25 protein-coding genes and 1 tRNA gene are annotated in these 24,825 nt (G+C 68.1%); 14 read left to right on the top strand and 12 right to left on the bottom strand.

Translation table 11 applies throughout. The annotated features are described in order from the left end of the window. Nucleotides 1-53: 53 nt before the first annotated feature. The 3 genes from typA to JGR78_RS08445 all read right to left on the bottom strand — a co-directional run bounded on the left by typA (nt 54) and on the right by JGR78_RS08445 (nt 3,368). The gene (gene typA, locus JGR78_RS08455) at nt 54-1,874 is read right to left on the bottom strand and encodes a translational GTPase TypA (protein WP_182791850.1); all 1,821 of its coding nucleotides are present in this window, start codon (nt 1,872-1,874) and stop codon (nt 54-56) included. A gap of 116 nt (nt 1,875-1,990) precedes the next feature. Then, the gene (locus tag JGR78_RS08450) at nt 1,991-3,121 is read right to left on the bottom strand and encodes a hypothetical protein (protein ID WP_182791851.1); all 1,131 of its coding nucleotides are present in this window, start codon (nt 3,119-3,121) and stop codon (nt 1,991-1,993) included. A 170-nt stretch (nt 3,122-3,291) separates the two neighbouring features. Continuing rightward, nucleotides 3,292-3,368: transfer RNA gene (locus JGR78_RS08445), tRNA-Arg, on the bottom strand. A 209-nt stretch (nt 3,369-3,577) separates the two neighbouring features. Here JGR78_RS08445 and rpsB point away from each other — a divergent pair. The 7 genes from rpsB (at nt 3,578) to pqqE (ending at nt 8,810) form a co-directional block, all read left to right on the top strand. Beyond that, a complete protein-coding gene (gene rpsB, locus JGR78_RS08440; RefSeq protein ID WP_182791852.1) occupies nt 3,578-4,372 on the top strand; it encodes a 30S ribosomal protein S2 in 795 nt (264 codons plus the stop codon). 79 nt (nt 4,373-4,451) lie between these two features. Continuing rightward, nucleotides 4,452-5,360 carry a translation elongation factor Ts gene (tsf, locus tag JGR78_RS08435; RefSeq protein WP_182791983.1) on the top strand — a complete coding sequence of 303 codons (909 nt, stop codon included), beginning with the start codon at nt 4,452-4,454 and terminating at the stop codon, nt 5,358-5,360. Nucleotides 5,361-5,665: 305 nt separating this feature from the next. After that, nucleotides 5,666-5,767, top strand: coding sequence for a pyrroloquinoline quinone precursor peptide PqqA (pqqA, locus tag JGR78_RS08430; protein WP_182791853.1), 102 nt, complete (start codon nt 5,666-5,668; stop codon nt 5,765-5,767). Between the two features lie 13 nt (nt 5,768-5,780). Further along, nucleotides 5,781-6,662, top strand: a complete 882-nt coding sequence (gene pqqB, locus JGR78_RS08425; RefSeq protein WP_182791854.1) for a pyrroloquinoline quinone biosynthesis protein PqqB — start codon at nt 5,781-5,783, stop codon at nt 6,660-6,662. Further along, nucleotides 6,659-7,414, top strand: a complete 756-nt coding sequence (gene pqqC, locus JGR78_RS08420) for a pyrroloquinoline-quinone synthase PqqC (protein ID WP_182791855.1) — start codon at nt 6,659-6,661, stop codon at nt 7,412-7,414. The genes pqqB and pqqC overlap by 4 nt, the downstream gene beginning before the upstream one ends. After that, nucleotides 7,411-7,683, top strand: coding sequence for a pyrroloquinoline quinone biosynthesis peptide chaperone PqqD (gene pqqD / locus JGR78_RS08415; RefSeq protein ID WP_182791856.1), 273 nt, complete (start codon nt 7,411-7,413; stop codon nt 7,681-7,683). The genes pqqC and pqqD overlap by 4 nt, the downstream gene beginning before the upstream one ends. Further along, complete coding sequence (gene pqqE / locus JGR78_RS08410; RefSeq protein WP_182804233.1) at nt 7,680-8,810, top strand: pyrroloquinoline quinone biosynthesis protein PqqE; 1,131 nt, start codon at nt 7,680-7,682, stop codon at nt 8,808-8,810. Before pqqD ends, pqqE begins: the two co-directional genes overlap by 4 nt. Here the strand turns inward: pqqE and JGR78_RS08405 are convergent. The 5 genes from JGR78_RS08405 to JGR78_RS08385 all read right to left on the bottom strand — a co-directional run bounded on the left by JGR78_RS08405 (nt 8,807) and on the right by JGR78_RS08385 (nt 13,529). Beyond that, nucleotides 8,807-10,003, bottom strand: a complete 1,197-nt coding sequence (locus tag JGR78_RS08405; RefSeq protein ID WP_182804235.1) for an NnrS family protein — start codon at nt 10,001-10,003, stop codon at nt 8,807-8,809. The genes pqqE and JGR78_RS08405 overlap by 4 nt on opposite strands. A 63-nt stretch (nt 10,004-10,066) precedes the next feature. Continuing rightward, complete coding sequence (locus JGR78_RS08400) at nt 10,067-10,900, bottom strand: metal ABC transporter permease (RefSeq protein ID WP_305798478.1); 834 nt, start codon at nt 10,898-10,900, stop codon at nt 10,067-10,069. Further along, entirely contained in the window at nt 10,897-11,739 is an 843-nt protein-coding gene (locus tag JGR78_RS08395; protein WP_182791859.1) for a metal ABC transporter permease, read from the bottom strand. The genes JGR78_RS08400 and JGR78_RS08395 overlap by 4 nt, the downstream gene beginning before the upstream one ends. Beyond that, nucleotides 11,736-12,614: a manganese/iron ABC transporter ATP-binding protein gene (locus JGR78_RS08390; protein WP_370576405.1), complete on the bottom strand. Its 879-nt coding sequence runs from the start codon at nt 12,612-12,614 to the stop codon at nt 11,736-11,738. The genes JGR78_RS08395 and JGR78_RS08390 overlap by 4 nt, the downstream gene beginning before the upstream one ends. A gap of 3 nt (nt 12,615-12,617) precedes the next feature. Continuing rightward, nucleotides 12,618-13,529, bottom strand: a complete 912-nt coding sequence (locus JGR78_RS08385; protein WP_182804237.1) for a metal ABC transporter substrate-binding protein — start codon at nt 13,527-13,529, stop codon at nt 12,618-12,620. 134 nt (nt 13,530-13,663) lie between these two features. On the opposite strand from JGR78_RS08385, the gene JGR78_RS08380 reads away from it, so the two are divergent. Continuing rightward, nucleotides 13,664-14,086 carry a Fur family transcriptional regulator gene (locus JGR78_RS08380; RefSeq protein ID WP_182791861.1) on the top strand — a complete coding sequence of 141 codons (423 nt, stop codon included), beginning with the start codon at nt 13,664-13,666 and terminating at the stop codon, nt 14,084-14,086. A 108-nt stretch (nt 14,087-14,194) separates the two neighbouring features. Here the strand turns inward: JGR78_RS08380 and JGR78_RS08375 are convergent, their stop codons facing one another. The 3 genes from JGR78_RS08375 to JGR78_RS08365 are packed head-to-tail and all read right to left on the bottom strand — an operon-like array spanning nt 14,195 to nt 16,715. Next, a complete protein-coding gene (locus tag JGR78_RS08375) occupies nt 14,195-14,971 on the bottom strand; it encodes a LamB/YcsF family protein (RefSeq protein WP_182791862.1) in 777 nt (258 codons plus the stop codon). Beyond that, nucleotides 14,968-15,987 carry a biotin-dependent carboxyltransferase family protein gene (locus tag JGR78_RS08370; RefSeq protein WP_182791863.1) on the bottom strand — a complete coding sequence of 340 codons (1,020 nt, stop codon included), beginning with the start codon at nt 15,985-15,987 and terminating at the stop codon, nt 14,968-14,970. The genes JGR78_RS08375 and JGR78_RS08370 overlap by 4 nt, the downstream gene beginning before the upstream one ends. After that, nucleotides 15,984-16,715: an allophanate hydrolase subunit 1 gene (locus tag JGR78_RS08365; protein WP_182791864.1), complete on the bottom strand. Its 732-nt coding sequence runs from the start codon at nt 16,713-16,715 to the stop codon at nt 15,984-15,986. The genes JGR78_RS08370 and JGR78_RS08365 overlap by 4 nt, the downstream gene beginning before the upstream one ends. A gap of 302 nt (nt 16,716-17,017) precedes the next feature. Here JGR78_RS08365 and JGR78_RS08360 point away from each other — a divergent pair, with 302 nt between their 5' ends. Further along, the gene (locus tag JGR78_RS08360) at nt 17,018-18,115 is read left to right on the top strand and encodes a PQQ-dependent sugar dehydrogenase (protein ID WP_182804240.1); all 1,098 of its coding nucleotides are present in this window, start codon (nt 17,018-17,020) and stop codon (nt 18,113-18,115) included. Here the strand turns inward: JGR78_RS08360 and JGR78_RS08355 are convergent. After that, nucleotides 18,112-19,116, bottom strand: a complete 1,005-nt coding sequence (locus JGR78_RS08355; RefSeq protein ID WP_182791866.1) for a LacI family DNA-binding transcriptional regulator — start codon at nt 19,114-19,116, stop codon at nt 18,112-18,114. The genes JGR78_RS08360 and JGR78_RS08355 overlap by 4 nt on opposite strands. Before the next feature lie 104 nt (nt 19,117-19,220). Here JGR78_RS08355 and JGR78_RS08350 point away from each other — a divergent pair, with 104 nt between their 5' ends. Genes JGR78_RS08350 through JGR78_RS08330 form a run of 5 tightly spaced genes read left to right on the top strand, consistent with a single transcriptional unit; the run spans nt 19,221 to nt 24,822 of the window. Then, nucleotides 19,221-20,276 (top strand): sugar phosphate isomerase/epimerase, encoded by a 1,056-nt coding sequence (locus JGR78_RS08350; protein ID WP_182804242.1) that lies wholly within the window; start codon nt 19,221-19,223, stop codon nt 20,274-20,276. Beyond that, on the top strand, nt 20,273-21,373 hold the full coding sequence (locus tag JGR78_RS08345; protein WP_234450682.1) for a Gfo/Idh/MocA family protein: 1,101 nt from the start codon (nt 20,273-20,275) through the stop codon (nt 21,371-21,373). Before JGR78_RS08350 ends, JGR78_RS08345 begins: the two co-directional genes overlap by 4 nt. Then, nucleotides 21,352-22,869, top strand: a complete 1,518-nt coding sequence (locus tag JGR78_RS08340) for a sugar ABC transporter ATP-binding protein (protein WP_182804244.1) — start codon at nt 21,352-21,354, stop codon at nt 22,867-22,869. The genes JGR78_RS08345 and JGR78_RS08340 overlap by 22 nt, the downstream gene beginning before the upstream one ends. Further along, the gene (locus tag JGR78_RS08335; protein ID WP_182804246.1) at nt 22,866-23,837 is read left to right on the top strand and encodes an ABC transporter permease; all 972 of its coding nucleotides are present in this window, start codon (nt 22,866-22,868) and stop codon (nt 23,835-23,837) included. Before JGR78_RS08340 ends, JGR78_RS08335 begins: the two co-directional genes overlap by 4 nt. Nucleotides 23,838-23,859: 22 nt before the next feature. Continuing rightward, entirely contained in the window at nt 23,860-24,822 is a 963-nt protein-coding gene (locus tag JGR78_RS08330) for an ABC transporter substrate-binding protein (RefSeq protein WP_182791870.1), read from the top strand. Nucleotides 24,823-24,825 lie beyond the last annotated feature (3 nt).

Genomic DNA, 24,825 nt, shown 5'->3' with positions numbered 1-24,825 from the left:
AAGTGACACAGATCAGTATGCGTCAACTTGGACGTGAACTGTTCCGATGACAATCAGCTTTCGGTACGCGCCTGACGTTTGCGTTCATGTGGGTCCAAGTGGCGCTTTCGCAGCCGCACGATCTTGGGTGTGACCTCGACCAGTTCGTCGTCGTCGACATAGGCGATCGCTTCTTCGAGGCTCATCCGCACGGGGGGTGTCAGCCGCACCGCCTCGTCCGTGCCCGAGGCGCGGACGTTGGTCAGCTTCTTGCCCTTCAGCGGGTTCACCTCGAGATCGTTGTCGCGGGAATGTTCGCCGATGATCATGCCTTGATAGACTTGTTCCTGCGCCCCGATGAACAGGCGGCCGCGTTCCTCGAGGTTCCACAGCGCGTAAGCCACAGACACGCCGTCCTCCATCGAGATCAGCACGCCCTGCCGCCGCCCCTGGATCGGACCCTTGTAAGGCGCCCAGTCGTGGAAGATGCGGTTCAGCACGCCGTTGCCGCGCGTATCGGTCATGAACTCGCCTTGATAGCCGATCAGCCCGCGGGAGGGCACATGGGCCACGATCCGGGTCTTGCCGTGGCCCGCCGGGCGCATTTCCACCAGATCGCCCTTGCGGTCGCCGGTCAGCTTCTCGATCACGACGCCGGTGTAGTCGTCGTCCACGTCGATGATGACTTCCTCGACCGGCTCCAGCCGCTCGCCGTTTTCGTCGCGGAAGATCACGCGGGGGCGGCTGATCGACAGCTCGAAGCCTTCGCGGCGCATGTTCTCGATCAGGACGCCCATCTGCAACTCGCCCCGGCCCGAGACGACGAAGGCCTCGCCGCCCGGCGTGTCCTCGACGCGGATGGCGACGTTGGTCTCGCCCTCGCGCATCAGCCGCTCGCGAATGACGCGGGACTGGACCTTGTTGCCGTCCCGGCCGGCAAGGGGCGAGTCGTTGATGCCAAAGGTCACGCTGATCGTGGGCGGGTCGATGGGCTTGGCCTGCAGCGGCGTTTCCACCTCGGGCGCGGCCAGCGTGTCGGCGACGGTGGCCTTGGACATCCCGGCGAGGGTCACGATGTCGCCGGCCACGGCTTCGCTAATGGCGGTCTGGGTCAAGCCGCGGAAGGCGAGGATCTTGGACACGCGGAACTGCTCGATCCGTTCGCCGTCGCGCGACAGCGCCTTCAGCGTGTCGCCCGCGCGGGCGGTGCCCGCTTCGACCCGGCCGGTCAGCAGGCGCCCGAGGAAGGGGTCCGCGCCCAGCGTCACCGCCAGCATCTGGAACGGCTCGTCCTTGCGGGCAAGCTGCGAAGGGGCAGGGACATGGCGCAGGATCAGGTCGAAAAGGGCACCCATGTCCTTCTTCGGCCCGTCCATGCTGTCGTCGGCCCAACCGTTCACGCCCGAGGCATAGACATGCGGGAAGTCCAGTTGCTCGTCGGACGCCCCAAGGTTGGCGAACAGGTCGAAGACTTCGTTCAGGGTCTGGTCGGGCTCGGCCGCGGGCTTGTCCACCTTGTTCAGCACGACAATGGGACGCAGCCCCAGCGCCAGCGCCTTCGAGGTCACGAACTTGGTCTGGGGCATCGGCCCCTCGGCCGCGTCCACCAGCAGGCAGACGCCGTCCACCATCGACAGGATGCGTTCCACCTCGCCGCCGAAATCGGCGTGGCCGGGGGTGTCCACGATGTTGATGCGGGTGCCCTTCCATTCGACCGAGGTCGCCTTGGCAAGGATGGTGATGCCGCGTTCGCGTTCGATGTCGTTGGAATCCATCGCCCGTTCGGCGACGGCCTGGTTCTCGCGGAAGCTGCCCGACTGTTTCAGAAGCTGGTCCACCAGCGTCGTCTTGCCGTGGTCGACGTGGGCGATGATGGCGATGTTGCGGATGTCCATGTCGGGGGCCTTGATGCGATTTCGGGCGCGGACTAACCCACGCAGCCCTCAAGCGCCACCCGCAAAAATATGGACGGGCCGCGCAATGGCGGCCCGTTCCGGTGCTGTTGCCGGTCTCAGCGGGGCCGCAGGGGCCGGTGGGTCAGCCCGCCCCAGATGCGGCCTTCGTCCCGCGCCTTGCCGCCCTTCTGCGCGCCGATGAAGGCCGCGGCCGCCGCGATCAGGGCCGAGGCCGCCAGCGCGAAGGCCGACAGCACGCCCGCGCGACGTGCGGTCTCGGCCGCCTCGACGGCCTGCTGGCGCAACTGCTCGGCCTGTGCCGCCGCCTCGTCGCGCAGCCGCTGCGCTTCGGCCTGCGCCTGATCGACCGCCTGCTGGGCATCGGCCCGTAACTGCTGGACAGACCCCACCGCCTGATCGATTCGGGCGCTGACCTCGGGCTGGCTCAGCGTCGTGCGCGCGGCGATGGCGCTTTCCAGATAGGCGCGATCCTGATCCGTGATTTCGCCCGTGCGGACAACATTGGCCATGATGTTGCCGACCTCGCTGCGGATCGCCTCGTTCGAGAACTGGTCGGGCGCCGCCGCCTCGCTGCGCAGCAGGTTGTCGGTGACATAGTCGATGGGGTTCGGCAGTCCCGGCAGGATCTCGCCGTCACCGCTGGCAGCCGCCGTTGCCCCTGTGCCGGCCGCAGCGCCGCCCAGCGCCTGCGCCGCGCCGCCGACCAGTTGGCCCGCGCCTTGCACCGCCCCACCCGCGACGGCGCCGACGCCCTGCGCAATGCCGCCGACAGCCGAGCCGGTCGCCTCGACCGCAGTGGCCGCAGCGGAACCGGCCGCGTTCAGCGCGCTGCCGATGGCGCTGGCCAGCATGATCGCCCCGAAGATGGTGCCGATGCCCCAGACGGCCAGCCCGTGGATGCCGTCGCGCGCCGCCGATTCCTCGGGCGACGCACCATCCACGCGGCGGCGCATCCGCCCGGCGATATAGCCGCCGGCCATGTAGGACAGCACCATTGTCACGACAACGAACAGTCCGGTCAGGATGACCGAGCCGAAGCCCAGCCCCTCACCGGCCCGGGCCGAGATCGAGCCCAGACCTACTCCTGCGCCGAATGCGGCGAAGACAACCGAAAGGGCGGCCGCGACAACGGCGCCTGCCAGGATCGCGCCCCAATCGACATAAGACCTGTCGGACGCGACCGCGGGCGCACCGGCGGCGCGGATGCGCTGCTCTTCCCGGTCCATCAGCGCAGCCCGAGCAACGAGAGGATGAACAGGACGACGACGACCAGGCCGACCAGATAGATGATGGAGTTCATGTCCGATATTCCCTTGCTTACGAGAGACCTGCTTTCGGAAACGCCAACGGCGCCGGACAGGCGCGGGTTCCGCAGGGCAGGGCAAACAGGGAATGGTGGCGCACCCGACAGGATTCGAACCTGTGACCTCTGCCTTCGGAGGGCAGCACTCTATCCAGCTGAGCTACGGGTGCAGTCGGGTCCGTTTAGTGCAAGGCCCGCCGCCTCGCAAGCCCCGATGAAGGGCAGGGCCATCAAGGCTTGCAATCGGGCCGCTTTGCGCCTATCTGGCGCGCACTTCACAGGCGAGGGCGGGCCTTGGGCGGGAGACATCCGCCAAGGTCCACCGGTTGGGGGAAACCCCTGATCCCTCGTCCCAGGCGCAAACCGGAAAGGAAACGATATGGCGCTTCCCGAATACTCCATGCGTCAGCTCTTGGAAGCTGGCGTTCACTACGGTCACCAGACCCAGCGCTGGAACCCGCGGATGGCCGAATACATCTACGGCGACCGCAACGGCATCCACATCCTCGACCTGACGCAGACCGTCCCGATGCTGGACCGCGCTCTGCAGGTGATCCGCGACACCGTGGCCAAGGGCGGCCGGGTGCTGTTCGTCGGCACCAAGCGGCAGGCGCAGCGCTCGGTGGCGGATGCGGCCGAGAAATCGGCGCAGTTCTACATGAACCACCGCTGGCTGGGCGGCACGCTGACCAACTGGAAGACGGTTTCCCAGTCGATCCAGCGCCTCAAGCAGCTGGACGAGGCGATGGCCGCCGGTGCCGAAGGGCTGACCAAGAAGGAACGCTTGGGGATGGAGCGTGAGCAGGCCAAGCTGCAGGCAAGCCTGGGCGGCATCCGCGACATGGGCGGCCTGCCGGACCTGCTGTTCGTGATCGACGTGAACAAGGAAGACCTGGCCGTTCAGGAAGCCAACAAGCTGGGCATCCCGGTTGTGGCCATCGTGGACACCAACTGCTCGCCCAAGGGCATCGAACACGTGATCCCCGGCAACGACGACGCGGCCCGAGCCATCGCGCTGTATTGCGACCTGGTTGCCCGCGCGGCGCTGGACGGGATGACCGCGCAGATGGGCGCTGCCGGCGTCGATCTCGGCGCGCTGACCGACGCCCCGGTCGAGGAGTTCGACGGCATCGAGGCGGAAGAGCCCGCGGCCGAGCAGACCGCCGACGCCTGATCGGCCCGTCATCACCAGACTTTCATCAGGCGGGGATATGCCCCGCCTGACCTGTTCCAAGATCAAGGGAGACACCCACATGGCTATCTCGGCCGCGATGGTGAAAGAGCTGCGCGAGACGACCGGCGCGGGTATGATGGACGCCAAGAAGGCGCTTCAGGAAACCTCGGGCGACATGGAAGCCGCGGTTGACTGGTTGCGCACCAAGGGCTTGGCAAAGGCCGCCAAGAAATCCGGCCGCATCGCTGCCGAAGGGCTGGTCGCCGTCGCCGTCGAAGGCGGCAAGGGCGTGGCGGTCGAGGTGAACTCGGAAACCGACTTCGTCGCCAAGAACGAAGCGTTCCAGTCGATGGTCCGCGACATCGCGCAGACCGGCCTGACCGTGGATTCGACCGAAGCACTGGCGGCGGCACAACTGAACGGCACGCCCGTCGGCGAGGTCGTGACCGAGGCCATCTCGCGTATCGGTGAGAACCTGACCCTGCGCCGCATGGTCACGGTTTCGGGCGAGAACGTCGTCTCTTACGTCCACAATGCCGCTGCCCCGAACATGGGCAAGATCGGCGTTCTGGTCGCGTTGAAGGGCGATGCCGCCAAGGCGCAGGAGATCGGCAAGCAGATCGCCATGCACATCGCCGCGACCAATCCGCTGTCGCTGTCCGAATCGACCATGGACCAGACGCTGCTGGCGCGCGAGCTTGAAGTCCAGACCGCCAAGGCGATGGAAGAAAATGCCGCTTCGGCCAAGCCGAAGCCCGAAGCAGTGATCCAGAACAACATCATCCCAGGCCGGATGAAGAAGTTCGTGGCGGAAAACACCCTGCTGGGCCAGTCCTTCGTCATCAACCCCGAGGTCACGGTCGAACAGGCCGCCAAGGACGCGGGCGTCGAAGTGTCGGCTTACGCCCGCGTCGCCGTGGGCGAGGGCATCGAGAAGAAAGAGGAAGACTTCGCCGCCGAGGTCGCCAAGACCCTCAAGGGCGCCTGAGCTTTCCTCATGGCTGACAGGGCCGGTTCCTCGGAGCCGGCCCTTTCCATGGCAGAGGCCGGCTATCCGCGTGCGGTCGGGATGGATGCCTTTCGGACCTGTGCCGCAAGTTCCGGTTTTTCCATTCCCGATGGCTCCTGCCCATGCATAACCCTTATGCGGCAGCGGCTTCCAGGGTCTTTCCCCGCCGCTCACGCAGCCTGACGTTCCTGCGACCTAAGGCTGATCATTCTTCGCCCCGGTTGACACAGGCCCTTCGCGCGCCCACGTTTTGACTCATATGCCACCTACCGAGGAGATGACGTATGATCTGGTCAAAGCCCAAGGCGCGCGAAGTGAAGTGCGGGATGGAAATCAACATGTACGGTCCGGCCGAGGACGACCGCGACGCCCGCGACGTTCTCTGACGCCCGCCAAGGGATGAAGCTGAGAATACTTGGGGCAGCCGCCGGAGGGGGGCTGCCCCAATGGAATTGTGGCTGCACGAACTGCAACGACGCGCGAACCGGACGCATCGCGGCGATGACGCAATCCTCGGTCGCACTGTCCTCGGGTGGGCAGAGCGTGGTCCTGAACGCCTCGCCGGACATCCGGGCGCAGCTTGACGCCTGCGGCCTGCATCCCCCGGATTTGCGCGGCAGTCCGGTGAAGGCAGTGGTGCTGACCAATGGCGACGTGGATCACGTCGCGGGCCTGCTGAATCTGCGGGAAAGCACGCCCTTCACCGTCCATGCGACCTCCGAGACGCTGCAGATTCTCGACCAGCCGATCTTCCGGGTGCTGAACCCGGACCATGTGGACCGCTCGACCATCGAGCTTGAAAAGCCCTTTGCCCCCCTCTGCGGCCTGACCGTCACCGCCTTCGCCGTGCCCGGCAAGGTGGCGCTGTATCTTGAGGAAGGCGAGCCTGACACCGCGCTGATGGGCGAGCAGACCGTCGGCCTCATGCTTGAGGCCGTAGGCCGACGCCTCTTCTACATCCCCGGCTGCGCGCAGGTGACGGACGAGCTTCTGGCGCGCCTGCAGGGCGCGGACCTGCTGCTGTTCGACGGCACCGTCTGGGCGAATGACGAGATGTCGCGCACCGGCACCGGCGCCAAGACCGGCGCCCGCATGGGCCATCTGCCGATGTCGGGCGAGGGCGGCAGCATCGCCCGGCTGGCGGGCCTGACCGGCACCCGCCGCATCTTCGTCCATATCAACAACACCAACCCCGTGCTGCAGCCCGGATCGGCTGAACGGGCCGAGATCGGGAAGGCCGGCTGGGAACTCGCCCATGACGGGATGGAGATCACGCTATGAACGATGTCACGCCCAACCGTTCCGCCTTTGAATCCCGCCTGCGCCGCATCGGGGCCGAGCGGTATCACGACAAGCACCCCTTCCACACGCTGCTGCATTCAGGCGGCTGCACCATCGATCAGGTCCGGGCCTGGGTCATCAACCGCTATTACTATCAGTCGCGCATCCCGATGAAGGACGCAGCCTTCATGAGCCGCGTCGAGGACCATGACCTGCGCCGCGCCTGGCGCTCGCGGATCGAGGATCACGACGGCACCGCCGAACAGCCGGGCGGCATCTGGCGCTGGCTGCGGCTGGCCGAAGGCGTGGGGCTTGACCCCGATTACGTGGCTTCGACCCGCGGCGTGCTGCCCGCGACGCGCTTTGCCGTGGATGCCTATGTCCGCTATGTCCGCGAACAGCCGCTGCTGGCGGCGGTGGCCTCGTCTCTGACGGAATTGTTCGCGCCCGCGATCCACGAACAGCGCATCAGTGGGCTGCTCGCGCATTACGATTTCGCCAATCCGCAGACGATCAGCTACTTCCAGCACCGGCTGACCGAGGCGCCCAAGGACGTGGCCTTCGGGCTTGCTTGGGTGCTGGACCATGCCCGCACTGAAGAGCAGCAGGAGATGGCCGCCGCCGCCCTGACCTTCAAGACGGATGTGCTGTGGGCGCAACTCGACGCGCTGCATTCGGCCTATGTCGCGCCCGGCCGCATCCCGCCGGGCGGCTGGCAGCCCGGTGAGGGGCTGCTGGAGGACGCCGGATGACACCCGCCGACCGTCCTTTCCTGCCCCGGGGAGTGCGGTTGCACCATGACCGCGTGCGCGACATGCCCGTCCTGCTGGGCCCTGAAACCGCGCTGATGCTCGATCAGGTGGGGCAGGCGGTGCTGGCCGAGGTTGACGGGACGCGCGACATCGCCACAATCAGCGCAGCCCTTGCGGAACGCTATGCCGCGCCGGTCGAGATGATCGAGGCCGACGTGATCGAGTTCCTCGACGACATGGCCGCGCGCCGGCTGGTGGAGGCGACATGACCGTAGTGCATCCCACACCCGTTCCCGTCCGGCAGGTCCGGCCGCGCCCCGATCCGCCGCTGGCCATGCTGGCGGAACTGACCCATCGCTGCCCGCTGTCCTGCCCCTATTGCTCGAACCCGCTGGAACTGACCGCGCGGGAACGGGAACTGACGACGGAACAATGGGCCGGGGTCTTCCGGCAGGCGGCCGACATGGGCGTCCTGCAACTTCATATCTCGGGCGGGGAACCGGCCTCGCGTCCCGACCTCGTCCAGATCGTCGCGGCGGCGCGCGAGGCGGGGCTTTACACGAACCTCATCACCTCGGGGATCGGGCTGACGGGCAGGCGACTGGACGAACTCGACGCCGCCGGGCTGGACCATGTGCAGTTGTCCGTTCAGGGGGTGAACGCCGGAATCGCCGACACGGTCGGCGGCTACAAGGGCGGCTTTGACCGCAAGATGATGGTCGCGGCGGAAATCGCCCGGATCGGCTTTCCGCTGACGATCAACGCAGTGATGCATCGTCATAACCTTGGCGACCTGCCGCAGACCATCGCGCTGGCGCATGATCTTGGCGCCCGGCGGATCGAGATCGCCTGCGTCCAGTTCCAGGGCTGGGCGCTGAAGAACCGCTCGGCCCTGCAGCCCACGCGGGAACAGGTGGACGAGGCCAAGCGCGTGGTCGCGCAGGCGAGGGTGGATTATGCGGGCAGGCTCGCCATCGACTTCGTGCCACCGGATTACTTCGCGGATTTCCCAAAGGCCTGCATGAACGGCTGGGGCTCGACCGGGCTGAACGTCACGCCCGAGGGCAAGGTGCTGCCCTGCCACGCGGCCGAGATCATTCTGGGGCTGACCTTCCAGAACGTCCTGACGACTCCGCTGGCCGAGATCTGGAACGACGGCCCCGCCTTCAACGCCTTCCGCGGCACCGACTGGATGCCGGACCTCTGCCAGACCTGCGAGCGCCGCGACATCGACTTCGGCGGCTGCCGCTGTCAGGCGATGGCGATTGCCGGCGACGCGCGGGCGACGGACCCTGTGTGCCGCCGCTCGCCCCATCGCGCGGCACTCGACGCGCTGATCGAGGCCGAGACGAGCGCCCCGGCGCCTGCCTTCGAATACCGGCGGATGCCGCGTTAGCGGCTGCGGCGGGTGGCCGCCAGCAGGCGGGCATGGCCGAGGGTGAACAGCCCGAAAGCCGCGATCCATGACAGGCCCGACAGTATGACAAGGGCATCGTAGGCTGCAAAATCCGCCGCCGCCCGCGCCACGGCCGCCAGCATGATGGCGATGAAGCTGAGGGTGGCAGTCAGGTCGGCGTCGGTCTCCGCGCCGGTGTGGCTGCGGCTGGCGCGGGTCATCACAGCCAGCATCTCGCCCCCGATGGCGCCGATGGCGAAGACATGCAGGGCTGCGGCATGGCTCATCCAGCCCGCTGCGGCTGCGCTGATGGCGGCAAAGCCTAGGGCGACCATCAGGTAGCCGCCGTGCAGCGCCAGAACCATCGGCTCGGTGACGTGCCAGCCCCTCCAGCGGAGAAGCCGCATAAGGTTCAGCGCGGCGCCAGCAAGGGCTGCCAGCATGAGGACCTGGTTTTCAGGCCAGCCAACCCACAGGACCAATGCCGCCAGCGAAACCGCAACCGTCACCGTATCGAAGCGGTCGGCGGGCGCGGGCCGTGCCGCCCGCTTCATCCGGGCAAGCCAGTTGCGGGTGAAGCTCGGCGTGATCCGCCCGCCGACGATCAGGATCAGGGCGATGAAGCCCGCCACCGCTGCCCTTGCGGCAAGTCTCGGATCGCCGCCGCCAAGCACCGCCGCGTGAAAGCCGATGTTGGCAAGGGCGATCAGCGCCACCAGCCCGACGATCTTGAGGTCACGCCATTTGCGACCTGCGATGATCTCTCTCAGGAAGACGGCCGCCATGACCGGCAGGAACAGCGCCTCGACCGCAACCGCGAGCCACGGCGCATCCAGCGGAAAGGTCAGCATCAGCCTTCCCGCCAGCCACAGCGCCGCGAGCGCCATCAGCGGCGGACCCGAAACCGGCATCCGCCCTGTCCAGTTCGGCACTGCCGTCATCAGGTATCCCGCCAGCACCGCCGAGGCGAAGCCGAAGAGCATCTCGTGCATGTGCCAGTTCGCGGCCCCGTAGGTTCCGCCCGGTTCCGCAACCCCGGCCAAGGCCGCGATCCACAGCGCCATCGCCGCAACGGCCCACAGCCCGGCTCCCAGGAAGAACGGCCGGAACCCGTAGGAGAACAGCACCGGCCCGGTATCGGCCAGCCCTCGCGGGATGCCGCCCGGCCGACGCGGGGGTGATGTCGTCGCCATGATCCGCTTGTCCGTGATTGTCGGCAGGCACCATCGACCTGTGGCGACAGCGGCACAAGCCGCTCAGCCAGCGTTCTGCGCCCGCCGCATCTGCCATTGCCGGCGCAGGAAGGCCGCGATGAAACCCGCCGTCAGGACCAGGATGATCGTCGGGGCGGGGGCGCTGTCGAGGAAGAAGCTGGCGTAGACCCCCGCCAGCATCCCGCTCATGCAGACCGCCACCGCCACGACCAGCATCCGCCCGAAGCTGCGGGCCAGCAGGAAGGCGATGGCCCCCGGCGCGATCAGCAGACCGACGGCGAGGATCAGGCCAGTCGCCGTCAGCGTCGCCACGATGGTCAGCGACAGGATCGTGAGCAGCCCGTAGTGCAGCAGCCCGACCCTCAGCCCCGAGGCCCTCGCCTGCGCCGGGTCGAAGGCGTGCAGCATCAGGTCCTTCCACTTCAGCGCCAGCGCCGCCGTGACGAAGACCGATATCAGCCCCGCCGTCCACAGGTCGCCCGGCTGCACCCCCAGCATGTTGCCGAACAGGATATGATCCAGATGCACGTCCGAGGTGATCGCCGTGTAAAGCACGATCCCCAGTCCGAACATGCCGGAAAAGACGACGCCCATCACCGTGTCCTGCTTCACCCGGCTGTTCTCGGCCAAGTAGCCGGTCGCCACCGAGGTGAGCATTCCCGCCGCGAAGGCGCCCAAGATCAGCGGCAGGCCAAGGACATAGGCCAGCACGATCCCCGGCAGCACCGCATGGCTGACGGCATCCCCCATCAGCGCCCAGCCCTTCAGCACCAGAAAGCAGGACAGCAGCGCCGTCGGGACCGAGACGATCAGCGCGATCAGGAAGGCGTTCTGCATGAAGCCGAACTGAAAGGGGGCAAGCAGCGTCTCGATCACGATGCGCCCCTTGCGCGGGCGCGGGCGGCCAGCAGCCCGTGCTTGGGCGCCCAGACGAAGGCGGCAAGGAACACCAGCGTCTGCAGGCAGACGATGATTCCCCCGGTCGCGCCGTCAAGGAAATAGCTGAGATAGGCGCCCAGGAAGCTCGTGGCCGTGCCGATGGCGACCGACAGCGCGATCAGGCGCGGAAAGCGGTCGGTCAGCAGATAGGCGGTCGCGCCGGGCGTCACCACCATGGCGATGACGAGGAAGGCGCCGACCGTCTGCATCGCCGCCACCACGCAGGCCGACAGCAGCACGAAGAACACGCCCTTCAGCAGACCGGGACGCAGGCCGATGGACCGGGCATGGGCCTCGTCGAAGAAGACCACCATCAGGTCCTTCCACTTCGCCAGCAGCACCGCCAGCGAGACGAAGCCGATGATGGCAAGCTGCACCGTATCGCCGGGCGTGATCGCGAGGATATTGCCCATGGTGATCGTCTGGACCGAGATCGCGACAGGGTTCAGCGAGACCATGAACAGCCCCAGCCCGAAGAAGCCGGTGAAGATCAGCCCGATCACCACGTCGGGCTTCAGCCCCGAGCGGTCCGACAGGAACAGCATCGCCGCAGCCGCCAGCCCGCCCGAGATGAACGCCCCAAGTGCAAAGGGCAGCCCCAGCATGTAGGCCCCGGCGACTCCCGGCACGACGGAATGGGACAGCGCATCCCCGATCAGCGACCAGCCTTTCAGCATCAGGTAGGCCGACAGGAAGGCGCAGACTCCGCCGACCAGCGCCGAAACCCACATGGCGTTGGTCATGTAGCCGTAGGCAAAGGGCTCCAGCAGGATCATGCGTCCTCGGCCCTTTCGCGTATCTGGGTGCGGTTGTCATAGCGCACCAGCGGGCGTTCGTCGTCCGTCAGGATGGTGACGTGGCGCGGATCGTCGTCGTCATGCAGCGCCTCGCCGCCCAGCGTGAAATGCCGCAGCACGCCGCCGAAGGCGCGTTCGAGGTTTTCCCGCGTGAAGGTCGTCTCGGTCGGGCCATGCGCCAGCACGGTGCCCTTGACCAGCACCACGCGGTCGCAGAACTCGGGCACCGAGCCGAGATTGTGGGTCGAGACCAGCATCACGCGCCCCTCGTCCCGCAACTCGCCCAGAAGCTGGATAATCCGGTCCTCGGTGCCCACGTCCACGCCGGTGAAGGGTTCGTCCAGCAGGATCACCCGCCCGTCCTGCGCCAGTGCGCGGGCAAGGAAGACGCGCTTCCGCTGCCCGCCCGACAATTCTCCGATCTGGCGATGGCGCAGGTCCGCCATGCCGACGCGGGCCAGCGCCTCATCCACCGCCGCGCGGTCCTTGGCAGAGGGGCGTCGCAGGAAGCCCATGTGACCATAGCGGCCCATCATCACCACGTCCTCGACCAGCACCGGGAAGGTCCAGTCCACCTCCTCGGCCTGCGGGACATAGGCCACGAGGTTGCGCCGCAGCGCCTCGCGCACGGTCAGCCCCAGCAGCCGGATCTCGCCCGACGCGACGGGGACAAAACCCATGATCGCCTTGAACAGCGTGGATTTGCCGGCGCCGTTCACGCCGACCAGCGCCGTGACCGTCCCCTGCGGGATCTCGAAGGACGCATGGCGCAGCGCCGTGTGGCCGTTGCGATAGGTCACCGTCACGTCACGCGCGACGATGCCGGGGTCTTTCGCAGGCGACATGGGGGGCATCTGTCAGTCCTGTTCCGCGATCCCGGCGGTCAGCCCGTCCGCGATGGTCTGCGCGGTGACGCGCATCAGGTCCAGATAGCTCGGCACCGGCCCATCCGGTTCCGACAGGCTGTCCACGTAAAGCACGCCGCCGTACCGGGCGCCGGTCTCGCGGGCGACCTGCTCGGCCGGCGCCTGGCTGACGGTGCTTTCGCAGAAGACGGCCGGGATGTCGTTCTCGCGCACGCCGTCGATCACCTGCCGGACCTGACGGGGCGTGCCCATCTGGTCGGCGTTGATCGGCCAGAGATACAATTCCTTCATCCCGAAGTCCCGCGCGAGGTAACTGAACGCCCCCTCGCAAGTCACCAGCCACCGCCGCGGTTCCGGGATCTCCGCGATCTGCGCCTTCAGGGGTTCCAGCGCGGCGGTCAGTTCGGCCTTGTAGCCTTCGGCATTGGCCGCATAGGTCGTTGCATTCGCCGGATCGACCCCGGCCATGGCGGCGGCGATGTTGTCCACGTAGATCAGCGCGTTGGCGGGGCTCATCCAGGCATGGGGGTTGGGCCTGCCCTCGTAGTCGCCGCTCGAGATGGGCATCGGCGCGATCCCATCGCTGACCGTGGCCGAGGGCACGTCCCTGAGGTTTCCCAGGAACTGCTCGAACCAGCGTTCGAGGTTCAGCCCGTTCCACAGGATCAGGTCGGCGTCCTGTGCCCCCACGATGTCCTGCGGCGTCGGCTCGTATCCATGGACCTCGGCGCCGGGCTTGGTGATGGACACCACTTCGGCTGCATCGCCCGCGACGTTGCGGGCCATGTCGGCGATGACGGTGAAGGTGGTCGCGACCTTCATCCGCTCCTGCGCCTGCGCCGCCCCTGCGGTCAGCGCCAGCGCCATCGTTGCAGCCAGAAGACGTGCCTTGCGCGAAGCCATGCCACTTCCTTTCCGCTTTCTCCCTCCATGTAAATGCAACGCATTCGCATCTGTCAAGCAGATGAGAGCGATTCTCATTTGTTGCCGGCATCGCCGGATGGGGCTAACCTCGGCCCATCTGCAGGAAAGGCGGGATGAGCGCGCATACGACAGACTTCGCCCAGGCGCTGCGCGATGCGGGGCTTCGCGTGACGCAGCAGCGGATGGTGCTGTTGGCGATCCTGATGGATTCCGCCGACCACCCCAATGCCGACGAGTTGCTGGCGCGGGCGCGGGCAGTGGACGATTCGGTCTCGCTCGCCACCGTCTATCGCACCCTGTCGGCGCTCGAGGAGGCTGGGCTGATCCGCAAGCTGACGCTGGAAAGCGAGCCATCGCGCTACGAGATCACGCCCGCCGCCGAACACGACCATGTGGTGGACATCGACACCGGCGAGGTCATCGAGATCGCCAGCGACGAGATCGCCCGCCTGCGCCGCGAGATGCTGGAGCGCCTGGGCTTCGAAATCGTCAGCCAGCACACCCTGATCCGCGCCCGACGGATCAGGAAAAGCTGAACGCCTGTCCTCTTAGCCCCATCTTCTTCGTGCAGATATCCTCGGGGATCGTCCTGTGCGACGATGGGGGCAGACAGCCCCCGGTCCGGCCGAGCCGCAAAAACAGCCTTACCGCAGTGGAGTTCCCTCGAACCTCGCGACCCTGATGCCTGCTTCCTCCAGCGCCCCGCGAACCCTGCGCGCGATGTGGATCGCGCCGGGCGTGTCGCCATGCAGGCAGATCGTGTCGATGCGGGTCGGGATCGACACGCCCGCTTCCGGCAGGATCGCGCCCGCCTTGACCATCCGCACCACCCGCGCGGCCGCCTCGGCGGCATCATGGATCACCGCCCCCGGCAGCCGCCTGTCCAGCAGGGTCGCATCGGCGCTATAGGCCCGGTCGGCGAAGATCTCGCACGCGACCCGAGCGCCCAGCCGCTGCGCCGCCGCCTGCTGCGCGGTGCCCGCCAGCACCATCAAAATGATGCCGGGGTCCACCGACAGCGCGCCCTCGAAACAGGCCGTGGCAAGCGCCTCGTCGCGCGAAGCCATGTTCGCCAGCGCCCCATGCAGCTTGAGGTGACGGACTTCTCCGCCCGCCGCCCGCGCCATTGCCTGCGCCGCGCCAAGCTGCCAGCGGATCAGGTTTGCGGCACTGGGCAAAGGCATCTGCATCTCGCGCCGGCCGAAGCCCTGCAGGTCGGGAAAGCCCGGATGCGCGCCGATGCCGACGCCGTTCCTGACGGCCAGTTCCATCGTCCGCGCCATCACGTCCCAGTCGCCCGCATGGACCCCGCAGGCGACATTGGCGGACGAGATCACCTCCAGCAGCGCCGCGTCATCGCCCATCGTCCAAGGGCCGAAGCTTTCGCCCATGTCGGCATTCAGATCGACGTGAAGGGTCATGGTCCGTCTCCTTCATGGGCGCTGACGACGCCGCCGATCAGGTTGTAGCCCAGCAGGTCGGGCACCGCCCATGGGTCTCGCAACCTCGGCCGCACCCGCCCGCGCAACGACGCCAGCGCCTGCGCGTGATCCGCCATTGCCTTGCGGGCTTCGTTCCGCGTGACGAAGCGGATGGTCAGCGCCGCGCCGGGCGGGGCCTGCGCCACGCGCGGCAGGTCGCAGGGCAGGACGGTGGCGATGCGGGGATAGCCGCCGGTCGTCTGGCACTCGCTCAGCAGGACGAAGGGCGTGCCGTCGCCGGTGATCTGGATGTCGCCCGGCTGGACGATCTCGGAGACGACCGAAAGCCCGCCCGCAAGCTCGAAGCCGCCGCCCTCGGGGGTCAGCCGCACGCCCATGCGGTTGCCGCGTGCGTCGCGGCGGAAGGTGCTGCGCTGGAACCGCGCGATCTCGGCGGGCGGGTAAAGCGCGGTCTGCAGGCTTTCCACCACCCGGATCTCGCCGCCGCCGAAGCGGGGCAGGGGGTCCAGCGCCAGATCGGCCGCTTCGCCCGAATCGGGGCCGAGCGGCAGTTCCCCGCCGACCGAAAGAGGCCCTCCGATCTCCGCCGCCAGATGCGCCGAACGCGCGCCGAGGATCAGCGGCGTCTCGATCCCCCCGCCAAGCGCAAGATAGGCAAAGCCGCCTTCGATGGGATACAGCGCCAGTTCCGATCCGGCGGGCAGCAGATGGATCGCGTTCCAGTCAAGCGGGCGTTCCTCGCCATCCCTCAGAATGGCGCGGAAGGGAGCGCCCGTCAGTGCCAACCTTGCCGGCGCAGTCACGCGGAAGCGGGCGGGTGCCCCGGCAAGCTCGACCACTGCAAGATTATCCGGCTGCCCCAGCAGCGCCGCGCCCTCGGCCAGCGCCACCGGGTCGGCCGCGCCCCCGCGCGACAGCCCCTGCGCCAGCCAGCCGGGACGGCCCCGGTCCTGGATGGTGACGCCGGGGTTCGAGGACAGGACGAGCAGGCTCATGGCGCGGTCTCGATGGTGATGCCGCCGGTCGGATCGCGCATCAGGGCCTCCAGCCGGTCGGCATCCACCGGAGGGAAGGCCAGCGCATCGCCCGGGCGCAGCAGGAAGGGCTGCGGGGCGGCAGGATCGAAAGGCCGCGCGGCGGTCTGCCCGACATGGCGCCAGCCGGTCTGCGCCTCGACCGCGAACAGCACCAGTTGCCGGATCGCGACTGTCAGCGCCCCTACCGGAACCCGTGGGGTCAGTTCGCGCAGGCGGGGGATGTCCCATTCGGGCGGCAGTTCGCCGATATAGGGCTGGCCCGGGGCGAAGCCGATGGTCAGCACCCGCAGGGACGAGGTCGCCAGCGCCTCGATCGCCTGCGGGCGGGTCAGCCCGGCAAGCTCGGCCGCTTCGTCAAGCTGCGGGGCATGGAGGCTGTCATAGCAGGTGGGGATGCGGATAAGCTTGCGGTCCTCGGGCAGCGGCGCGGCGGTCCAGTCGCGTGAGGCGACCAGCGCCCGCAGCCGTGCCACCAGCGGAGTCATGTCGCAAAGCGGATCGACCCGCAGGTAGGCCGAGACGAGCGAGGCCGCCGTTTCCTGCACCTCGGGCCAGCCTGCCGCCTCGACGGCGGCGCGCAGGGCCAGCGCTGCACGGTTCGCGGGCTCGGTCAGCCGCGCGGCGAAGGTGACGGCAATTCCGTCGATGCCGGTCAGCGCGATTCTCGGCCAGTCGGGAGTGGTCATGCCAACACCGGCAAAGCGGTCGGAGGGAAGCTCGAGGGTTGGTCGGTCGGTATCATGTCCGCGAGGATCAACCAGCTTGGCGCCAGACCACAAGAGGGGCACCGCGGGGTGCTTTCCTGTAAAGGCGCGTGCAACGTGTCGGCAGGCCAGCCGCGAACATCCCGCGCTGTTGCTCTCTCGCGTATCGGAGGCCGAACATACGGGAAGGGCGAAAACCTCGCCACCCGTGCCGGCCCGTGTCACACTGGCCTGTGGCACGGGTGGCTTCCCTGGCCACACGGCACCCCGTGACCGGAGGCGATATGGACCGTCGCAGCTTCCTTGCCCTGACCCTGCCCGCGGCGATGGGAGCCATGCCTGCCATGGCGCAGGCGCGGCAGCCCTTCACCGTGCAGGCGGTTGCCCGTTTCGACCGTCCTTGGGCCATAGGCTTCCTGCCCGGCGGCTGGATGCTGGTGACGGAAAAGCCCGGCCGCGTCTTCCTTGTCAGCCAGCGCGGCGAGAAGGTTCCGGTGGCGAATGTCCCGCGCGTGCTCGCATCCGGCCAGAACGGGTTGCTGGACATCGCGGCAAGCCCCGATTTCAGCCGCTCGGCCCGCGTCTTCTTCACCTATGTCGAGCCCGCGCAGGGCGGCCGGCTGGTGCTGGCACGTGCGCGGCTGACGGTCTCGGGAAACCGCGCGGCGCTGGCCGATCTCGGCGCGGTGTGGCGGCAGGCGCCGGGAGGAGGCGGCGGCCAGCCCGGCGGCATCATCGCCTTCGACCCGCGGGGGCGGCACCTGTTCCTGACCGTGGGCGACCGGATGCAGCCCGCCAGCGCGCAGGACCCGGATCAGGGCCGTGGCAAGATCCTGCGGCTGAACCTCGACGGCTCGACGCCCCGTGACAATCCTTGGGCGCGACAGGGCGGCATCCGGGGGCAGACATGGACCACGGGGCACCGCAATCCCTATGGGCTGGCCTTCGCGCCGGACGGGAGGCTGTGGTCGCACGAGATGGGACCTCGGGGCGGCGACGAGTTGAACCTGATCCGTCCCGGTGCGAACTACGGCTGGCCGGTTGTGTCGAACGGCAACCATTATGACGGGCGGCCGATCCCGGACCATGCGACGCGGCCCGACTTCGCGGGGCCGTCCCTGTCGTGGGCGCCCGTGATCTCGCCGGCCGGGTTGGTCTTCCATCAGGGCGCGATGTTCCCGGGCTGGAACGGCTCGGCGCTGATCGGCGCGCTGTCCGGGCAGGCGCTTGTGCGGGCGGTCGTGGGCCGTGACGGACGCGCGGCCGAGGCGGAACGCTGGAACATGGGCGCCCGCATCCGCGACGTGGCGGTGTCCCCGGAGGGCGCGGTCTGGCTGATCGAGGACGGACGCGGCGGGCGGCTGCTGCGGCTGACGCCCTAGGCCGGCGGCGCGGTCGAGGCGCGCAGGACCAGTTCCGGCCTCAGCACCTCGCGGGCGGCGATGGGCTCCCCGTTGATCCGGCGGATCAGGGTGCGGGCGGCGGTGCGGCCGAGGTCGCGCTTGGGCTGGCGGATGGTGGTCAGGGGGGTCGGCAGGTGAGCCACCCACTCGATCCCATCGAAGCCGATCACCGACACGTCGCGCGGCACCACGACCCCGTGGCGCTGCACCTCGCCCATGAAGCCCGCCGCCAATTCGTCGCTGAAGGCGACGATGGCGGTGGGGCGCAGGGCAGAGGCCCCTGCAAGCCAGATCTGCGCCGCCCGAGTCCCCGATTGCAGAGAGAAGTCGCCGGGATAGCCCGGCGGCACCTTCCCCAGCACGCGGGCCAGCCCCTCCAGCCGCGCCTTGTGCAGCACATTGCCGGGCGGGCCGCCGATCCAGCCGATCCGCTGGTGCCCAAGCTCACGCAGGTGCCGGGCGGCGAGTTCCGTCCCCAGCGCGTTGTCCAGCACGACGCAGGGCACCGCGCTGCCCTCGATCCATTCGCAGGCCATGACCAGCGGCGGCGCCTGCGGCAGCGCGGCAAGGTCGGCCTGCGTCACCTGCCCGTCCAGCAGGATGATCCCGTCGGCCCGCGAGGGGTCGAGGAAGCGGTCCAGCGCCCGGTGCCGCCCGCCCTCGTCCATCGTGTCGCCCACCAGCAGGTCGAATCCCGCCGCGTTCAACTCCTGCCCCATGCCGGCAAGGATCTTGGCGAAGAACGGATTGCCGAGGTTCGGGACCAGCGCCACCACTGCCCCCGTCCGCTGCTTGCGAAGGTTCCGCGCCGCCTGGTTCATCCGGTAGCCGGTGGCGGTGACGGCCTGCATCACCGCCTCGCGCATGGCGGGGGACACGAGTTCCGGGCGCGACAATACCCGGCTGACCGTCGCGGGCGAAACTCCGGCGCGGCGGGCCACGTCAGTCAGGCGGACCTGAGAGTGCGTATCTTGTGTCATGAGCGCAGGCTAGGGCCTGTTCACCATGTCTCGCAAGTCCATCAGATAGTTCTTGAAAACGATTTCATCCCGTGCTTGCCTTTCCCTCGGGTGGAGGAGGAAGAATGCGGACGATCAAGGGCCCCGGCCTGTTTCTGGCGCAATTCGTGTCGGACAAGGCTCCCTTCAACGACTGGAGGTCCATCACCGCCTGGGCGGGTTCGCTGGGCTACAAGGGCGTGCAGGTGCCCTCGGGCGACATGCGGCTGTTCGATCTGGATCGCGCGGTCGAATCGCAGGACTGGCGCGACGAGTTCCTTGGCATCGCCCGCGAGAACGGCGTCGAAGTGACCGAGCTTTCCTGCCACACGCAGGGCCAGCTTGTCGCCGTCCATCCGGCCTATGACGCCGCTTTCGACGCCTTCGCGCCCGAGGCGCTGCGCGGCAACCTCAAGGCGCGGCAGGAATGGGCTGTGGATCAGGTCGGAAAGACCATCCGCGCCAGCCGCCTGCTGGGGCTGGATGCAATGGCGACCTTCTCGGGCGCTCTGGCGTGGCCCTATCTCTATCCGTGGCCGCAGCGGGCACCGGGGCTGGTGGAAACCGCCTTCGACACGCTGGCCGAGCGCTGGCGACCCCTGCTGGACCTCGCCGAGGAAAACGGCGTCGATGTCTGCTACGAGATCCATCCCGGCGAGGACCTGCACGACGGCGTGACGTTCGAGATGTTCCTTGACCGGGTCGGTCAGCATCCTCGGGCGAACATGCTTTATGACCCGTCGCATTACGTGCTGCAGCAGCTCGACTACCTGCAGAACATCGACATCTACCACGACCGCATCCGCATGTTCCACGTCAAGGACGCCGAGTTCCGCCCGACCGGCCGACAGGGCGTCTATGGCGGCTACCAGCCTTGGGTGGACCGGGCAGGCCGCTTCCGCAGCCCCGGCGACGGGCAGGTGGATTTCGCACAGGTGTTTTCCAAGCTGGCGCAATACGACTTCCCCGGCTGGGCGGTGGTCGAGTGGGAATGCGCGCTGAAGCATCCCGAGGATGGCGCGCGGGAAGGGGCGGAGTTCGTCCGCCGCCACATCATCCGAACCACGCCACAGGCTTTCGACGACTTCGCCGCGCAGGGGACGGACCGCGCGGCCATTGCCGCCGCACTGGGACTGTCATGAGCCAGCCGATCCGCCTCGGCATGGTCGGCGGCGGCGAGGGCGCCTTCATCGGCGCCATCCACCGCATCGCCGCGCGGATGGACGGGCAGTTCCGGCTGGTGGCCGGGACGTTGTCATCCGATCCCGCGCGGGCCGAAGCTTCGGCGCGGGCGCTTGGGGTGGAACGCAGCTATGCCGATTTCCGGCGGATGGCGGCCGAGGAAGCGGCGCGCCCTGACGGGATCGATGCCGTCGCCATCGTCACGCCCAACCACCTGCACGCGGCGGTGGCCGTGGCCTTCCTCGACGCAGGCATCCACGTCATCTGCGACAAGCCCGTGGCCGCCACGCAGGATCAGGCGTGGCAGATCGCCGAGGCAGTGGCCCGCAGCCGGGCGCGGTTCTTCCTGACCCACAACTACTGCGCCCATCCGATGGTGCGCGAGGCCCGCGCCATTGTGGCCGAAGGCGGCATCGGCACCCTGCGGCTGGTGCAGGCCGAGTTCCTGCAGGGCTGGCTGTCCGAGGATGTGCGCTCAAAACAGGCCGACTGGCGCACCGATCCGGCGCAGGCGGGGGCGGGGGCGCTGGGCGACATCGGCACCCATGCCTGGCAGCTTGCGGCTTTCGTGACGGGGCAGGTGCCGGACAGCATCTCGGCCGACCTTTCCAGCATAGTGCCGGGCCGCCGCGTCGATGACGATGCGCGGGTGGCGCTGCGCTATGCCTCGGGCGCCAAAGGCGGGCTGTGGTGCAGCCAGGTCGCCGTGGGAGAGGAGGGCGGGCTGTCGCTGCGTGTCTTCGGAACCGACGCTTCGCTGGAATGGCGGCTGGACGACTCCGAGCGGCTGGTGATGACCACGGCAGACGGCGTGGCCCATGTGCTGACGCGGGCACGGGACCGCTCGGGGTCCTTCCGCACGCCGCCGGGACATCCCGAGGGCTATCTGGAAGCCTTTGCCAATCTTTATACCGACATCGCCGCCGTGATCCGGGGCGACGATACGCATCTGGACCGTATCCCCGGCCTTTCGGACGGGCTGTCCGGCATGGCTTTCATTGCCGCCGCGCAGGAATCTGCCGCTCAGGACGGCGCATGGATCAGGGTGCAGCCGTGACGCCCGTCCTTGCGCTTGAAGCCGTCACCAAGAGCTTCGGCCCCGTCGAGGTTCTGCACGGCGTCGATCTGGCGCTGAGCACGGGCGAGGTCCACGCCCTGATCGGGGAAAACGGCGCCGGCAAGTCCACGATCATGAAGATCCTCGGCGGCTTCCTTGCGCCGACCTCGGGGCAGGTGCTTCTGGACGGCCAACCCGCCCGCTACCGCAGCGGACCCGAGGCCGAGGCCGCGGGCATCGTCGTGATCCATCAGGAATTCAATCTCGTTCCCGACCTGTCGGTTGCTGCCAACATCTTCCTCGGCCGCGAACTGACGCGTGGAGCGCGGCTGGATCATGCCGCGATGCGCGAGCGGGCGGCGGAACTGCTCAAGCGGCTCGACACCACGATCAGCCCCGGCGCCCCGATCCGCATGCTGTCGGTTCCCGACCGGCAGATGGTCGAGATCGCCAAGGCGCTGTCGCGGCGGGCGCGCGTCCTCATCATGGACGAGCCCTCGGCCGCGCTGACCCACCGCGAGGTGGATGCGCTTTATGCTCAGGTCGATCGGCTGCGGGAGGAAGGCGTGGCGCTGATGTTCTGCTCGCACCGTCTGGACGAGGTCGCGCGGCTGGCCGACCGCATCACCGTGTTGCGCGACGGCAGCGTGGTGCGCCGGGCGCTGCGGGGCGAGTTGACCGAGGAAGGCATGGCCAATGCCATGGTCGGGCGCGAGCTGTCCGGCATCTTCCCGCCGAAGGACACCGCGCATGGCGAGGAACTGCTACGGGTGGAACGCCTGTCTGTTCCGGGCACCGTCTCTGTCCATGACGCCAGCCTGACCCTGCGCCGGGGCGAGGTGCTAGGGATCGCGGGTCTCGTCGGCTCGGGCCGCACCGAACTGGCCGAGGGAATCGCGGGGCTGCGCGCCTCGACGGGCACGATCCATGTCGCGGGCCAGCCGGTCGCCATCCGCCACCCGCAGGACGCCACGGGGGCAGGCATCGCCTATCTGACCGAGGACCGGAAGGAAGCCGGACTGCTGCTCGACAAGCCGCTGACCGAGAATCTGACGCTTTCGGCCCTCAACCGCTTCGGCTTCCGCATCGATCGCAGGCGCGAGGCGGTTGCGATGGAGGAAGCCACGCGCCGCTTTGATATCCGCGCGGCCTCGGCCGCCATGCCCGCAGGGGCGCTGTCAGGAGGCAACCAGCAAAAGCTGCTGCTCGCCAAGACCATGCTGACAGAGCCCGAGATCGTCATCATCGACGAACCCACCCGCGGCATCGACGTCGGCACCAAGCAGCAGATCTACCGCTTCGTCCGCGAACTCGCGCGGGCGGGAAAGGGCGTCATCGTGATCTCGTCGGAACTGCCCGAGGTCATGGGCCTTGCCGACCGCGTGCTGGTCATGCGGCAGGGCCGCCTAGCCGGGGAAGTCGCGGGCGAGGCCATCACCGAGGAAAACATCGTCCGCCTCGCCATGGGCGTCGGCGCCGAAGGAAAGGCCGCATGAGACGCATCGACCTGCATGTCCTCGGGCCGCTTCTGGCGCTGGTGGCGCTGTTCATCCTCGGCGCGCTGCTGAACCCGGCCTTCCTTGCGCCCGCGAACCTGTCGAACGTGGCAGCGCGCTCGGCCTTCACTGGGCTGATCGCCATCGGCATGACCTTCGTGATTACGCAGGGCGGGCTGGACCTGTCGGTGGGGTCCATGGCGGCTTTCCTTGCCGGCATCGCGATCATGGCGATGAATGCGCTGGTGCCGATCACCGAGGCGAACTGGGGCACGGTCCTGATGGGCATGGGCATGGGCGTGGCGCTGGGCGGGGGCGTGTTGGCGGGGATGCTGAACGGCACGCTTGTCACCCGCTGGGGGATCGAGGCCTTCATCGTCACGCTGGGCACCATGGGCATCTTCCGCAGCCTTGTCACATGGCTTGCGGACGGAGGCACGCTCAGCCTCGGCTCGGACCTGCGGGCGCTGTACCGGCCGGTCTATTTCGGCGGCATCGGTTGGGTGACATGGCCGATCATCGTATTCGCCATCGCCGCGGTGCTGGGCGAATGGACGATGCGCCACACCCGCTTCGGCCGCCATGTCGAGGCCATCGGCTCGAACGACCGGGTGGCCCGCTATTCCAACGTCAACGTGGAACGGGTCCGGCTTGCCACCTACGTCCTGCTGGGCGCGCTGGTCGGGCTGGCCACGATCCTCTACATCCCGCGCCTCGGCTCGGCCTCGGGGTCCACCGGAACGCTGTGGGAGCTTGAGGCCATCGCTGCCGTCATCATCGGCGGCACCGCGCTGAAGGGCGGGCGCGGCCGGGTCTGGGGCACGGTGGTCGGCGTCCTGATCCTGTCGCTCATCGACAACATCCTGAATCTGGCGGACCTGGTCAGCCCCTATCTGAACGGGGCGATCCAAGGCGTCATCATCGTGCTCGCCGTCGTCTTGCAGCGAGAGAAACGGTCCGCCGAATAGCGGCCATCCTGGGGAGGAAAGAATGATCCGTCGCAATCTGCTGAAACTGCCGCTGGCGGCCGCGGCGCTGTCGTTGGCGGCAGGCGCCGCCTTCGCGCAAGAGGCCGAGAAACGGGTGATCGGCGTGTCGATCCCCTCGGCCACCCACGGCTTCATGGGCGGGCTGAACTGGCACGCTCAGGACACGATCAAGCGGCTGGGCGAGGTCTATCCGAACCTCGAATTCGTGCTGGCGACGGCCGGCGACGCCGCCAAGCAGGTGTCCGACATCGAGGACATGCTGGCCACCCGCAACATCGACGGGCTGGTGGTGCTGCCCTTCGAATCCGAGCCGCTGACCGACCCGGTCCGGCAGGTGAAGGCGGCGGGCAAGTTCGTGACCGTCGTGGACCGGGGGCTGTCCGAGGAAGGCATCGAGGACCTGTATGTCGCCGGCGACAACACCGCCTTCGGCCGCGTCGCGGGCGAATATTTCCGCGACAACCTGCCCGCCGGCGCCAAGATCGTCGTGCTGCGGGGCATCCCGACCACGCTCGACAACGAGCGGGTCGAGGCCTTCCAGGCGGCGCTCGAGGGGTCCGACAAGGAAATCCTCGACATGCAGCACGGCAACTGGAACCGCGACGACGCCTTCAACGTGATGCAGGACTACCTGGCCAAATATTCTGAAATCAACGCGGTCTGGGCGGCGGACGACGACATGGCCGTGGGCGTGCTGGAGGCCATCGCCCAGGCGGGGCGTGGGGACCAGATGGTCGTCGTCGGCGGCGCGGGCATGAAGGACATCGTCAAGCGGATCATGGACAAGGACCCGCAACTGCCGGTGAACGTGACCTATCCTCCGGCGCTGATCTCCTCGGCGATCGAGATGACGGCGCTGCATTTCGTATCGAACGCGCCGATGGCGGGCCGCTACATCATCGGCAGCCAGCTCATCACGCCCGAGAACGCGGAAGCCTTCTACTTCCCCGACAGCCCGTTCTGACGG

Source organism: Paracoccus sp. MC1862, assembly GCF_016617715.1.
In the GTDB taxonomy this organism is placed as follows: domain Bacteria; phylum Pseudomonadota; class Alphaproteobacteria; order Rhodobacterales; family Rhodobacteraceae; genus Paracoccus.
The sequence above is the reverse complement of the archived record's forward strand: the minus strand, read 5'-3'. Positions and strand labels throughout refer to the sequence as shown.